At 47.2% G+C, this 13,216-nt stretch carries 12 protein-coding genes; 5 read left to right on the top strand and 7 right to left on the bottom strand.

Annotation, left to right across the window (positions count from 1 at the left end; translation table 11 throughout):
- Window positions 1-9: 9 nt before the first annotated feature.
- The gene (locus K4H25_RS04910) at window positions 10-3,582 is read right to left on the bottom strand and encodes a DUF748 domain-containing protein (RefSeq protein WP_221022265.1); all 3,573 of its coding nucleotides are present in this window, start codon (window positions 3,580-3,582) and stop codon (window positions 10-12) included.
- Between the two features lie 153 nt (window positions 3,583-3,735).
- On the opposite strand from K4H25_RS04910, the gene K4H25_RS04905 reads away from it, so the two are divergent.
- The 5 genes from K4H25_RS04905 to K4H25_RS04885 all read left to right on the top strand — a co-directional run bounded on the left by K4H25_RS04905 (window position 3,736) and on the right by K4H25_RS04885 (window position 8,205).
- Complete coding sequence (locus K4H25_RS04905) at window positions 3,736-4,962, top strand: STAS domain-containing protein (protein ID WP_221022264.1); 1,227 nt, start codon at window positions 3,736-3,738, stop codon at window positions 4,960-4,962.
- A gap of 73 nt (window positions 4,963-5,035) precedes the next feature.
- The gene (hslV, locus tag K4H25_RS04900) at window positions 5,036-5,608 is read left to right on the top strand and encodes an ATP-dependent protease subunit HslV (protein WP_221022263.1); all 573 of its coding nucleotides are present in this window, start codon (window positions 5,036-5,038) and stop codon (window positions 5,606-5,608) included.
- Between the two features lie 136 nt (window positions 5,609-5,744).
- Window positions 5,745-6,716 carry a biotin--[acetyl-CoA-carboxylase] ligase gene (locus K4H25_RS04895; RefSeq protein WP_221022262.1) on the top strand — a complete coding sequence of 324 codons (972 nt, stop codon included), beginning with the start codon at window positions 5,745-5,747 and terminating at the stop codon, window positions 6,714-6,716.
- Window positions 6,713-7,462 (top strand): type III pantothenate kinase, encoded by a 750-nt coding sequence (locus K4H25_RS04890; RefSeq protein ID WP_221022261.1) that lies wholly within the window; start codon window positions 6,713-6,715, stop codon window positions 7,460-7,462. Before K4H25_RS04895 ends, K4H25_RS04890 begins: the two co-directional genes overlap by 4 nt.
- Window positions 7,459-8,205 (top strand): SPOR domain-containing protein, encoded by a 747-nt coding sequence (locus K4H25_RS04885; RefSeq protein ID WP_221022260.1) that lies wholly within the window; start codon window positions 7,459-7,461, stop codon window positions 8,203-8,205. Before K4H25_RS04890 ends, K4H25_RS04885 begins: the two co-directional genes overlap by 4 nt.
- 89 nt (window positions 8,206-8,294) lie before the next feature.
- On the opposite strand, the gene K4H25_RS04880 is transcribed toward K4H25_RS04885, so the two are convergent.
- From K4H25_RS04880 to K4H25_RS04855, 6 genes are all read right to left on the bottom strand, one after another.
- Entirely contained in the window at window positions 8,295-9,125 is an 831-nt protein-coding gene (locus K4H25_RS04880; protein WP_221022259.1) for a transglutaminase-like domain-containing protein, read from the bottom strand.
- Window positions 9,126-9,298: 173 nt separating this feature from the next.
- Entirely contained in the window at window positions 9,299-9,931 is a 633-nt protein-coding gene (locus K4H25_RS04875; protein WP_221022258.1) for a hypothetical protein, read from the bottom strand.
- A complete protein-coding gene (locus K4H25_RS04870; RefSeq protein ID WP_221022257.1) occupies window positions 9,924-11,165 on the bottom strand; it encodes a flagellar assembly protein T N-terminal domain-containing protein in 1,242 nt (413 codons plus the stop codon). The genes K4H25_RS04875 and K4H25_RS04870 overlap by 8 nt, the downstream gene beginning before the upstream one ends.
- Before the next feature lie 32 nt (window positions 11,166-11,197).
- Entirely contained in the window at window positions 11,198-11,749 is a 552-nt protein-coding gene (locus K4H25_RS04865) for an LPP20 family lipoprotein (RefSeq protein WP_221022256.1), read from the bottom strand.
- Between the two features lie 109 nt (window positions 11,750-11,858).
- Window positions 11,859-12,581, bottom strand: a complete 723-nt coding sequence (gene trmB, locus K4H25_RS04860) for a tRNA (guanosine(46)-N7)-methyltransferase TrmB (protein WP_221022255.1) — start codon at window positions 12,579-12,581, stop codon at window positions 11,859-11,861.
- 126 nt (window positions 12,582-12,707) lie between these two features.
- The gene (locus tag K4H25_RS04855; protein ID WP_255588047.1) at window positions 12,708-13,154 is read right to left on the bottom strand and encodes a GNAT family N-acetyltransferase; all 447 of its coding nucleotides are present in this window, start codon (window positions 13,152-13,154) and stop codon (window positions 12,708-12,710) included.
- Window positions 13,155-13,216 lie beyond the last annotated feature (62 nt).

Genomic DNA, 13,216 nt, shown 5'->3' with positions numbered 1-13,216 from the left:
AATTAATATTTATTTAAGTTTAAATTGCACTCGAGATAATGAGCCCTGATCGGCCGCCAAATCGCTTTGCGTGACATTGATTTTAGCCTGAGCAATAAACAATCGCGCATTATCCACCCCTGCCGCTTGTAATGCCGTTTTAACCTGCTGCGCACGGCGCATGGCTAAAGCTTGCAATTGCTCATTGCTAATCAGCGTATGGGCCAAAATGAGTTTTTCCATTTCAGCGGCAGGCAGTGATTTATTTAAACCAAGCACATTGGTCGGTTTATCGAATTTTTCATTTTTATACACTTGCGTTAACAACGCATCGCGCTCAGTGGAGCTAATCACTAAATCGGTATCTGAATCGATCGATTCGGATTTTTCACCCAATTGAGCGGCTTTGATCTTCAGCATTTTTTTATTTAAATCTTGCATCCGCAAACCGGCAGTATCACTCTCTAGGCTCGCCCAACCCACAATGTCTAAATTCAAATTCGGCCTATCGATTAAGGCTTGTGACAAATTACGAATCACCACCTGCGCCTGATCATTTAATTGCGCGCTGCCCGAAGCAAAATCAATATGCGATAAACGCGGACCATCACTAAATGCATCAGATAGCGCATCAAAAGGCGAGGTCACTACTTTTTCCAGCACATTTACCAGCGCCTCCCAGATAATGCCACCCAAACTAAACTGCGGATCATTGAGTGAACCTTGAATCGGCAGGTTCAAATTAATTTGCCCTTTACGATTGGTCAGCAAAGACAAAACGAATTTAACCGGCAATTTAGTCGCCGTCGCGCTTTCAACGGCGGGTCCTAGCGTCAATTGATCTAAAAATATTTTATTACTAGCGGTTAATTTTTGGTTTTCAATCAAATACGATACATCCATCGACATCTTGCCTTTTTCGATGCCATAGCCGGCGTATTTAATGGCAAAAGCCGATGCATTGGTTAATTCATAACCTTTAACGCCACCTTTTAAATCAATAAATAAGTTTTTAGACAGCGGATTTAAACTACCTTGTATCTCAACCGGTGCGACATAATCCATACTACCGCGTAAATTTAATGTGGCTCTATCGTTTTCATTACTCGATAAACCACCAATAACGCCGCCCATTTCGGTTAAATTGGCAGAAAAATTCGGTTTAATAAATAAATCGGTATATTGAATTTGTCCGTTTTTAAGCGTGACTTTATTAATCTTAATCGGCACATCCAAGCCGCTACTTTGGGCTAAGGTTTTTTCGGCCTCGATGGGTGCACTGGCGGTCGCGGAGCTGCGCTCAGCGGTGCGCTCGGTGGTCACAGAGACTTGGCCAGCATCTTTCACCATCACGTCTTGTAAATTTAAGCGACCATCGGCAGATAAAATCAAGCGGGAATAAAAATCACTCAAAGCGATTTCGTTGATATCAATATTGATCGGGGCCAATTGCGCTTTGATGCCGCCAATATAAAAGCTTTTCCATTTTAAAAAGTCATTGCCAGTGATTTTATCCAAGGCGTAGACATTATTTGCACTTAAATTACCGGTATAAGACGCCGATAGCTTTGGCTCTAAAGCCAAACGCAAATTGCCTTTAGCATTTAAAAAACCGCGCGCTAAAGAAATATTAACGTATTGATTAAAATACGGCTGGCCATAAGCTGCATCAAAATTGGCTAAATCTAAATCTAAATTCGCAGAAAAAGGTTGTGGCACCCATGAACCTGCCACTTTGATTTTGGCGCTACGCCCACCTTGGCCCTGCAAACTCATGGTGGCGCGTGAATTGGGGCGGCTATCTACATTGTTTAAATTCAACGCGATATTTTTCCAAATCAGCGGTTTGCTATTGGCAATGCGCTGGTCAATATATTCAACTTGCCAACCCTGCCATTGAGCCGATTGCAATAAAACAGACCATTCAAGGTTTGATTTGGATGCTGCTGGTTTTTTACCTTTGGACTCTGGCAGCAATTGCAAAAGGTTAAGTTCACCATCTTTTTGCTGCAATACGTTTAAAGAGCCATTTTTGCTGAGTAGATTGCCCACTTTAATGGCTTTACTGGCGGAATCGATACTCGCTTCAGTCAACTGCAATTGCGCAATGGCTAAAGCGGGTTTTTTGGCTTTCGCGCCGGTTAAAGTCAAGCGATCAATATCCAGCTGCAGATTTTTTAATGCATATTGCATCGGTTCTGCTTGTAGTTCGAGCTCGGTGGCAAAGCCAACCGTAGCCGCTAATTGGCTTGGCAATTGGGCTTGGTAATAGCCGGCATAATCAGCAATATGAATCTGTGAAGCGTTTATTTTTCCGGATAATTTAAGCGGCGAGGCAGTCACTTGCAATTCTGCAGCTAAACTCGCCGCTTGCTGCGTTTTCGCGCTCAATTGCACAGGGAATGGGGCCTGGTTTTGATTTGAATAATTTTTAATATTTAAATCAATCGCTTGCAATGCCGTCTCTACTTTGGGGTTGACCGCTTGATCAAGCCAATGGAGCTGACTATCTGTCACTTTCAACTCATTAAACGCCAATAAAGTTGATTTTTTTTCAGCTGGCTGTGCCGTTGCTTTTGCATTGGCGCTCGTTTGAGGAACTAAATTTTGCCAATTAAAAACAGCAGCCTGATTGCGCGACAATTGCACATCCAAACCACGGACATCAATCAAACCAAAACGATATTCGGCGAGCAAGGGTTTAACATTTTTCAGTTCGACTTTGAGCTGGTCGAGCCCAATAAAAGACTGGGAATTTTGGGTGATCGCGGTTTGATTAAGTTGTAAATGACCATTAAATAATAAATCGGCGCGATCTTTTTGCTGGCGAAATACCATCTCGACATCGGCACTTAATACCGCCGATGGCACTGCAATCCCTTGAGGAAATGGCGCGTAAGCCAAAAATGGCGTGAGGTCTTGCTGATTGATTTTAAATTTTAGTAAGGTATCTAAACTGTCTTCAAACGGCTTACTTTCTCCTTTTAATTCAAAGGGTCGACCATTAAATCGAGCAGAAAGTTGCGGCTGAATATATTCGTTAATTCTTTGTGGTAAGGTCGATAAAAATGGTAATGAAAAATTGAGCTGATCGAGTGTTTGGTTGGCGCCAACCACACGATCATCTAAATGAATATCGCCACCAATAATACGAATATTATTCAGCGAGAATCGCGGCAGCGGTTCATCGGCTTTAGTCGTTTGGGATTTTTTGGGGATTAAATCAGAAAAATTATAACGATCAGCAGCCAGACGAATCAGTGTTACCTTAGGCGTATCCAAAGTAATACTGCGCACCACGGGTGCCATTCGCCAGATTGAGCGCCATTCGGCATTCACTTGCAAGGATTTAAAGCTCACAAATGGGCCGTATTGATCACGCACGGCGACATCACTTAAATCAAATTGCAGTGAATAAGGATTAATCGCCAATTCACCAATTTTAACTTGCCGGTGTAATATTTGGCTGGCGTGGTTTTCTAGCCACGGTCGCAGCAGTGGAGGCAATGCCCAATGCACCAATGCGCTCAGCAATAAAATACTGGTCAGCACATAAATTGCAACACGAAACCAGCGCTGGCGCTGAAAAAATGATTTAAGCATATATAGATTTAAATGAGATAGTCACAAAGAATTAGCGAATATTTTGCTTGTAAATAAGACCCTAGGCTGCGCATCATTCGTTCACCTATACTTAATCAATATTAGCAGTAAAATCTAAGCGCTTTGAGTGATTTCACCAACAGGATATCAGCAGTGTTTTCGTTTTTTCGTAAAAAAGATCAATACGGTAATGAAGTTTTAACGCAGACTGCCCCCATCACGGTAGCGGCAAGCCGAGAAGGCATTGCAACACAATCTCGCCCATTTGGTCCGGAAACCATCATTCCCCTCGCTACAGAGCCTACTGAACCGCAACAAAATGAGTCTCAGCAATACGATTTATCGCTATTAAAAATAGAAGTTCAAACAAATCACGATAGTTTATCGGCAGCCGAAGAACAGGCTGCCATGCTACACGCTAACAGTCAACTTTCAGCAGCAATCAGTATTTTAGAGGCAGATCGGCCTGAATTTATCGGCCAACGCCGGCTTGAGCCTTGGTTAATGCTATTTGAGTTGTACCAACAACAAGACAATCGCGAAGCCTTTGACGCTCTAGCACTTGAATTTGTGATGACTTTTGAAAAAACCCCGCCAATTTGGCGTCAGCATAGTCAGCATCAAGCTCAGCCAGCAAGTACTTCGGCCTATTATGCTTTCCCTGCCAAATTAGGCATCGAGACGATAGAGAAAGAAGCCAAACAATTTTTGGCATTACGTAAAAAAAACCCAAATATTCGAGTCGATTTTAGTAAGGTGCAAAAAATCGACGCATTGGGTGCGGCTGAATTAGTGGCGGTTTTACCACGGCGCAATAAAGAGCAAGGTCAATTGCAGTTAATTGGTGCACAAAATTTAATCACGCTGATTAGTAATAAAATTGAAGTAGGTCGACGTATTCCTGCCGAAGCCCCATTTTGGCTGCTGTTGATCGAAATACATCAGATTTTAGGCCAGCAAGAAGCGTTTGAAAATTTAGCGGTTGATTATGCAATTACTTATGAGGTGTCTCCGCCTTCTTGGGATATTGCTCAAGCGCCGAAAGATAGCCAACAAATTGCCTTAGATGAAGCCAAAGCGCGCGCTGAACTGGCCAATGAAGCCGATCAAGAAGCCCAACTCATCGGCATTATTACCGCCGAACAACCGCAGTTGATCCAAAAAATGGCCGATCTAGTCAGTGATCAAGAAGTAACGACGCTGGATTTTTCGCGGATTGATCGGATTGATTTTGAATCTGCCGGACAAATCCTCAATTTGGCCATGACATGGCTACAGCAAGGAAAGCAAATTCGCATTATCAATATTAATGAATTGGTACTGGGTTTACTGCGGGTGATGGGCATTGCTGACATGTTGCAAATGGAAAGACGCAAATAATCCCAAGCTGGCTTGCTTTTCAAGCAACTGATGCCATCTAGAACCCAAATTTATTTAAAAACAGGAGTTCAGCATGGAACAATTTGACGGCACAACAATCGTCTCAGTACGTCGTGGCAAACACGTGGCGGTTGGCGGCGATGGGCAAGTCACTTTGGGCAATGTCGTCATCAAGGGCACGGCCAGAAAGGTGCGCAAGCTGTATCACGACCAAGTGATTGTCGGTTTTGCTGGTGGTACGGCCGATGCCTTTACTTTGTTTGAACGCTTTGAAGCCAAATTAGAAAAACACCAAGGCCATTTAACTCGTGCTGCGGTTGAATTGGCCAAAGACTGGCGTACCGACCGCATGCTGCGTCGGCTCGAAGCCATGCTGATTGTGGCTGACCCAACGGCAACCTTGGTCATTACCGGTAATGGCGATGTGCTTGAGCCCGAAGAAGGCATTGCTGCCATAGGCTCAGGCGGCGCATTTGCGCAAGCTGCGGCGACTGCATTATTACAAAACACCGATTTATCACCGGAAGTGGTGGTGAAAAAAGCGCTCGAGATTGCCGGTAATATCTGTATCTATACCAATCAAAACCACACCATTGAAACCATGGGTGGTAGTGAACCGGCGAAGATTGCGGCACCAAGCAACTAAGCTTGACTCACGTTGGGTTTGCCGATGCTGGCAAATCCAACACCATCGCCGTAATGTTGCACTCCATCGCGCAACTTGCGCGCCTACCGCGCTGATCTGCGCGCACGCTAACGCTAATCTGCAGTAAAATCGCCCCATGCACGATACCATCAGCCTTCTGCGCGAGCTTAATGCGCACGACTTCACCTCGGGTGCCGAGATTGCCCAACGCCTCGCCATTTCCCGCGCGAGTGTCTCACTGGGGCTCGCTAAAGCCGAAGCCTACGGCGTTCACCTCGTGCGTCGCCACGGGGTTGGCTACCGCCTTGAGCAGCCGATTGATTGGCTAGAGCAAGCCCTAATCCAAGGGTATTTACAGCCCAGTAGTATCGCCAATATTGTTGTGAGCAATACGCTAGGCTCAACCAATCGACAATTATTGCTTGATCCACAGCATGGCAAATTACTCGTTACCGAATGGCAAGACGGTGGCCGAGGGCGTTTAGGTCGTCCGTGGATGGGGGTGCTCGGTGGCAGTTTGTTATTTTCTTTAGCGTGGCGCTTTGATGGCGGCTCAGCGCAATTGGCGGGCTTACCGCTGGCCGTTGGCGTTGCGGTGGCCAGCGTGCTGCGCCAAGCGGGCGTGGCGGCAATCGGGCTGAAATGGCCGAATGACTTATTACTGCAACTGGACGGCCAACAGTGGGCCAAAGTGGGCGGGATTTTAATTGAAATGCAAGGCGATGCCCTTGGCCCTTCGCACGTGGTGATCGGGATCGGGCTCAATATTGCCCTTCCCGCTCAAGCGCAAAACCAACTCGATCAAGTGGCCGCTAGCTTAGTGCCGGCAGGCTTAAATTGCGGGCGTAATGAATTACTGGCTAGATTAATGAATCAATTAGAAACCACACTCAGCCAATTTGCCCAAAGCGGTTTTTCGTCGATACGTCCGCAATGGGAAGCACTGCATGCTTGGCCCACTGAATTACTCAATGCCATTGCCCCTAATGGGCAAATAAAAACGGGGTATTTTGCTGGACTAAGCGTTGATGGTTCTCTGCGGCTTAATACCCCCGATGGTGAATGCTTGATTCATACCGGCGATGTGAGCTTAAGGCGGGCGATATGATGCGCCAAGCCGCTTATTTATTACTTGATTTAGGCAATAGCCGCATCAAATGGCGACATAGCCCATCGGGCTGCAGCGGCGTTGCCCATACCAGCAGCGAGCTGTGGCAACAATGCGCCAATTTACCCGCTGGCGCGCAAATTTTAGGTTGCGCGGTGGGTGCTGCTGATTTACAACAGCAAATCGATCAACTCTTTAGCCAGCACTGGCAAGTGCGGCCGCAATGGCTGCAAGTCACTCGCCATGCGCTAGGGATTGTAAATCACTATCCACAGCTTCACGAGCAAGGCCCTGATCGCTGGGCGGCAATTTTAGGCGCTCGCCAGCACTTTCCACAGCAAAACCTCTTGGTTGTTTCGGCGGGCACCGCCATTGTCATCGATACCCTACTGGCCAATGGCGATTATTTAGGCGGCAGCATCGCCCCGGGCCTTGGGCTGATGAAATCGGCGCTGCATCAAGCCACAGCCCGCTTGCCGCACGCCAGCGGCACGCTGCAAGCGTTTCCTCAATCAACACTCGACGCCATCGAAACCGGCTGTGTGCGGGCCATCATCGGCTCAATCGAGCAAGCACTGAGCGCCGCCATTGCCCATGGTCATCCCATCGAGCAAGTGCTGGTATTCGGTGGCGATGCCGCCTATTTACAACCTTTACTTAACGCCAAGGCGATTGCGGTGGATAATCTGGTACTCGACGGTTTAGCCGCTTTACTCACTGCAGACGCAGGAACATTAAACCCATGAAATGGCTGTTTATTACACTCGTTATTGCCAATTTAGCGGTCTATGGTTTTTCTCAACTCGAAACGCCAGCGTCTTCTATTGAACTCAGTCAGCGCGAAAAAAACGCCAGTGCGGTGAAAGTCGTCACTGGACAATTAGGCCAAGCCACGGCAGTCAACGTGGCCAGTGAACCTGTAATAGCGAGCGCACCGCTGGCGACTGCAACTGCAACTGCAACTGCAACTGCAACGGCGACGGCGAAGCCAACCCCGACCAGCAAACCAACGGCAACGCCGCTTGCCGAAATTGGTCGTTGCTGGCGCTGGGCTGGCATTACTGGCGATCAAATCGACAATGCGCGCACTAAAATTCAAAACTTAAGCTTAATCGCCAGCGAAACCGCCAGTGGTGAATCCAGCAAGGTGTGGGTGTATATGCCACCGCTGGCCACATTAGAAATCGCCAAACAAAAAGCCGCGCAATTGGCCGAAATGGGCATCACTGATTATTTTGTCGTCAACAATGGTGGCCGTTGGCAAAATTCAATTTCACTTGGCGTATTTAGCAATCGTGAAGCGGGCGAGCGCCATTTGGCTGAGCTCAAAGCGCTTGGCGTCAAATCAGCAGTCGTGCGAGAAAAAGACGATACCTTAAAACAAGCGAGCTTTAGTTTTAAAAACCTCAACTCGCAGCAAAGCGATAAATTGGCTAAACTCAGCGCGCAATTTAGTGGCTCAGTATTACGCGAAAGCAAATGTAAATAAAGATAAACAACAAGGCATAAATCTTTCGATTTATGCCTTGTTATAAATAGCGTAAAAACAATTCAATTTTGATCTTTCCGACTAAAAACCTAAATTATTTTAATTCTATCTTTATCTGGATAAAAATCAGCCAAAATATGCGTCATCTTTGCCGCAGAAATTGGATATTTTCTTTGAAATACTTTAGGCGATTGAGCGCCAATTGGCATTAAGCGAATTTGCGTTGCGTCCGCATTAAAATCATAGCGATGCTCTAAACGCGTAGTAAAGTAATACAAATACGGCTTAATCCATTTTAAATAGTATTTAGGTTTAATTGCAGTCGTTGACTGCAAACTCAAACGATCATCGCCTTGATAAATCGATTGAGTGAGTTCCAGCGCATTCGCCGCTTGCTGATTGAGCATTGGCATAATATTCCATTGCGCGTCAGCCATCACCCATTTGGCCAAATCATGTAAATACACTTCCGTGACCACATGACCGCCACATGAGCGTTTATGCTCAACATCCTGCGTCATCAAACTCAGTGTTCTTGCCGGGAAACCCAAGGCTGCCAAGGCCGTTGCCAAAACGATGGCATATTCAACGCAGCGAAATTGCTGCCCTTGCGCCGCCTCTTCAACAATGGTCATCGCATCATTTTGGCTGGGGGTGTTTTGGCCATTGTGCTGCCAAAGATGATGTACCCAATGCATCACTCGCTGCAAACGCGCGGTATCGGTTGACGCTGACTCAATTAATTCATCTAATGCATATTTAATTCTAAATTGGGTTAGATATTCATCTTGATCACTCGCAAAATGTGATTCTAATAAAGATAATGCTTGCCAATCAAAATCAATACGCTGATCAATTGGTGCAACCAGTGAGCTAATTTTTGTAAATAGTTTAAAATGCTGCAGTCGATTGCGTAACATTGAATACCCTCAATTAAATACCGGCGCTGCGACGAATTCATCGTCGAGTTTAATACACCGCAACAGCGACTGCATCAATCGAAATTCAATCTGAATTAATCAAGCTAAAAATACAACAACAAAAAAAACAGCGTCAAAACGCTGTTTTTTTTTGTAATCCATTATGGCTAAAATTAAGGGTAACTATAGTATTGCCAGCGCAGTTCGGAGTTTTTCTCAGTATAAAATTGCGGCGACGCTAATCTGCGCCCAGCCACCGGCATTTCGGGCTCTGGCGCTTTAGTCGCCTCCACTTCTTGTCCCCAAGCTGGTCGATTTTTTGTCGCAGAATTCATGCCTTTAGCTGGCGGCAAAATGGCATAACTTGGGATTTGCGACGCCGGTAACACCCGCACAAAACCCGGTGTTGCCCTATACGATTTAGCATGAGCGCTCGATTTGGCTTGGGTTTTGGACTTTGCCACACCATGCACCCCCGGCGCTTTGGAGCGAACCACGGGGCGATGCACCGATGCCGAGCCATACTGCGGCGCAACATAACGCACCACCGGTGGCGGTTTGACTGGAATCACTTCAGCAGCGGCGGCAGCAGGCTCGGCTGAGTGCCCGCCTTCGGGCTGGGCGATTTTAATCGGCGTACTCATTTGCTGAGGTGCGGCATGACGCGATTTTTCCGCCGGTTTTTCTGCGCCCGCCGGCGCATGCGATTCAGCGGCCTTAATCGGTTTGGTTTCAGCTTTATGCGCTGGCTCATTGGCCCACAGCACGGTGGGCATCAAAAATATTAGCAGTGTTTTCTTAATCATTATTTCGCTCCGATCCAACAAAACGAACATAATCACCCGGCTCCACTTTCAAGCCGTCGATCCTTCCCATTGCAAATAAGGGCTGCACTTGTTGCACCGTGAATGTGCCGCCTTTTTGTTCTGGCATACCTAAACGCATTGTCGGCGCGAAATTGGCCGAATCAACCGGCATTACCGTCGGCGAAATGCGATATACCTGCAGGGTATCGCCAGGCCGTAGATTAGATGTATAGCCTGCATCGACATACACCGAGTTTTTTTCAACCCGAGTAATTTTGGCCGAAAACGGAATACAGCTTAAATCTTGTGCCACTAAGGTGCTGGCTTCTTTGAGTTTATCCGTCACTAAGCGGCCATAATCAGTCGCAGCAAAGCCTGCGGTACCCAAAGCACTGCCCAAATCTTGCACCACTTCGCCATTGGCTTTGCCTGCAATTCGGTGCCGATTCACCAATGCCCCCGATACACCATCAAAGACAAATAAATCTAAATCAAAGCGGCGTGCGGCAGGAACCGCTTTGACGCCAACTTGGGCAAAATTAAGAATCGGTAAACTCGCCACTGATTTTTTTTCATAAGGACGCAGATCAGAGCCGTAAGCAAGGGTGTAGCGCTCGCCGAGCGTTGAGGTATCACGCACAATGCCGCCAACGATAAATTGCACTGAATATTGCTGCGCCAAGGCGCGTACACGTTCCGGTTGCAATAAAGGATCGACAAATTGCGGCAATACATCAAACACTGCGACGCCCGGTGCGCGCTGCGGTAAAAACTGTTGGCTGTCGTACAACTGGCGAACCAGCTCGATTTGAATCCCTTCGGGAAACCGATCTAAATCTTGCGTTTGTGCCGGATGCTCAATCCAAAAATACGAAATCAACACCTTGCGGCGTAAATCATCCAAATCACAACGTGCGGTGTTGGCTGGACGTGGACGCTGAGTGGGCGCACTGGCTTTGCTCACCGGCGCAGCCGGTGGCGCAATATTGACGACAACGTGGATAAAGCCATTGCTTTGCCACTCTCGCAGCAGCTGATAATCACCTTGCGGCGTACCGCTCACTTGGGTCGATTCGCCCCATTGCCCTTGTTTTTTGACGCTTAAACTCGTCACTTGCGCGCCATTAAACAGCGCGGCATTTTCTAGCGCGTCTTGCACCGCCAATGTTCGCGCCGCCGCCAGCCCATCTAAACCGACTGGCGCAATTCCTTCAAATTCAGCGGCCCATGCCATTTGGCATAACAGGCAAAAAACAATAAATTTTTTCACAAGGAGAGGTAGTAATTTTGAGTAGGTGAAATTTGCGCTGCTAATGGCTGCGGCACCACCGGCATTGGCGTTGGCGCAGCGGATGTATGCGCTGCTGGCGGTGCGGCAACCGCCTCTTTCACTGGCGGCGCTGCACGGTAAAAATCACCACCGAGCGTCAATTCTAAAATGGTTTCAAAAGCGCCATCGGGTAATGGCGTAATACTGACGATTTTAGCGCCACGTAAATAAGCCTCAACATAGGCTTTATAACTATCGCTAGTCAGCGCCATTGCAGAAACAGTACTACTACCGACGATTTTAATGCCAGCAACGGTTTCCGCCAAAGATCGATACGCATCGAGCTTGGCGGCTCGCATCGCCAATAAGTGTCGCTGGGCTTGGCTTAAACCTTCACCAAGTGGCATTGCGCCATGACCCACAGCAGTTACTTTGGTGGGTAAAACCGCGGGCGGCATGGCATCACCGGCTATTTTTCCCGAGCTAGCGCAAGCTGTTAAACCTAACACGGTCATCAGCAAGACAAGAATAAGTTTTAGTTGGTGCATATTACGCTCCCGCCCATACAATAAGATTAACTCTAGCAAGCCTAGCGACAGGCGCTAGTTCTTTTATATCGGCGGAAAATGACTTTTCTAAAGCGTAATAGCCTCAAGCTTATTTTTTCTTAAACACTAAATCCCAAACACCATGGCCTAATTTAATGCCGCGGTTTTCAAACTTAGTCAGCGGACGGTATTCTGGACGCTCAGCAAAGCCTGTTGGACTGGTCGCAGTATTTTCTAGCGTTGGCTCAGCGCTTAACACCGCCAACATTTGCATCGCATAATCTTCCCAATCGGTTGCCAAATGTAAATAACCACCCGATTGAATCCGCGATACCAATTGCGCAACAAATTCAGGCTTAATTAAGCGGCGCTTATTGTGGCGCGATTTATGCCATGGATCTGGAAAGAAAATATGCGCGCCAGCCAAACTATCTACCGGCAGCATGTTTTCTAACACTTCAACCGCATCATGTTGCACGATGCGCAAATTGCTTAATGACTGCTCACCAATCAATTTTAATAAGCTACCCACGCCTGGCGTATGCACTTCAACGCCTAAAAAGTCGGTCTCTGGCCGCTGCGCCGCAATCTCTGCTGTGGCCGTGCCCATGCCAAAACCGATTTCTAAAACGCGCGGCGCATTGCGACCAAATGCTTGCTCTAAATCCAGCGCATTCGGGCTGTAATCAATGCAAAACTGCGGACCAAATTCTTCTAAAGCCCGCGCTTGACCGCTCGACAAATGGCCTTGGCGTAAAACAAAGCTACGAATACGGCGTTGTTTTAATGCATTGTCTTCGCTGTCAACGATGGGATTTTGTTCGTTTTCCATGGTATTTCCTTATGCTTTACTGGATAAAAAATGCCGCGGCATCGGTTTAGCAGCGGCATTTTTATTGAATACGCGTATGGTAAAACGACTGGCCGATTTCACCAAGCTTTACCCACGTTCCAAGGCTCAAACGGCCAAGGAATAATAACGAAACTCGCGATCGAGTTGATACGCCAACGATTCATACAAAGCTTGCGCCCGGGTATTGCTGTGCGCAGTAGAGAGTTCAAGTCGTGCTGCACCAACGGCTTTGGCATGTGCTGCGGCTTTTTGCATTAACTGACGCGCAACGCCCTGCCCGCGCGCCGATTCAATCACGTATAAATCATTGAGTAATAAAATGCGCTGGCATAGCGATGAACTAAATAAGGGGTACAGTTGGATAAAACCCTGCACCGCACCAGAATCACCTTCGGCGAGTAAAATCACCGACTCACCCAAAGCCAAGCGCTCACCTAAAAATTGCCGCGCAAGAGCCAAATCACTGGGCATTTGATAAAACACTCGGTAAGCGTCAAAAACGGCAGCCAGAGCATCCAGATCATCTAAATTAGCGTAGCGAATTAAGCTCATATGCATCTCAAATAAAAAAGGGTATTGGCTTGCAGCATACGTTTAGCGATAGCAGCAAGGCA

The sequence above is a fragment of the Deefgea piscis genome, from assembly GCF_019665785.1.
In the GTDB taxonomy this organism is placed as follows: domain Bacteria; phylum Pseudomonadota; class Gammaproteobacteria; order Burkholderiales; family Chitinibacteraceae; genus Deefgea.
Note: the sequence above shows the minus strand (reverse complement) of the source record. Positions and strands in the feature narration are given on the sequence as shown.

Bases quoted from the DNA above. Each gene is read 5' to 3' on its own strand.
- K4H25_RS04910 (WP_221022265.1), bottom strand. From the start codon at position 3,582: ATGCTTAAATCATTTTTTCAGCGCCAGCGCTGGTTTCGTGTTGCAATT.
- hslV (WP_221022263.1), top strand. From the start codon at position 5,036: ATGGAACAATTTGACGGCACAACAATCGTCTCAGTACGTCGTGGCAAA.
- K4H25_RS04895 (WP_221022262.1), top strand. From the start codon at position 5,745: ATGCACGATACCATCAGCCTTCTGCGCGAGCTTAATGCGCACGACTTC.
- K4H25_RS04890 (WP_221022261.1), top strand. From the start codon at position 6,713: ATGATGCGCCAAGCCGCTTATTTATTACTTGATTTAGGCAATAGCCGC.
- K4H25_RS04885 (WP_221022260.1), top strand. From the start codon at position 7,459: ATGAAATGGCTGTTTATTACACTCGTTATTGCCAATTTAGCGGTCTAT.
- K4H25_RS04880 (WP_221022259.1), bottom strand. From the start codon at position 9,125: ATGTTACGCAATCGACTGCAGCATTTTAAACTATTTACAAAAATTAGC.
- K4H25_RS04875 (WP_221022258.1), bottom strand. From the start codon at position 9,931: ATGATTAAGAAAACACTGCTAATATTTTTGATGCCCACCGTGCTGTGG.
- K4H25_RS04870 (WP_221022257.1), bottom strand. From the start codon at position 11,165: ATGGCATGGGCCGCTGAATTTGAAGGAATTGCGCCAGTCGGTTTAGAT.
- K4H25_RS04865 (WP_221022256.1), bottom strand. From the start codon at position 11,749: ATGCACCAACTAAAACTTATTCTTGTCTTGCTGATGACCGTGTTAGGT.
- trmB (WP_221022255.1), bottom strand. From the start codon at position 12,581: ATGGAAAACGAACAAAATCCCATCGTTGACAGCGAAGACAATGCATTA.
- K4H25_RS04855 (WP_255588047.1), bottom strand. From the start codon at position 13,154: ATGAGCTTAATTCGCTACGCTAATTTAGATGATCTGGATGCTCTGGCT.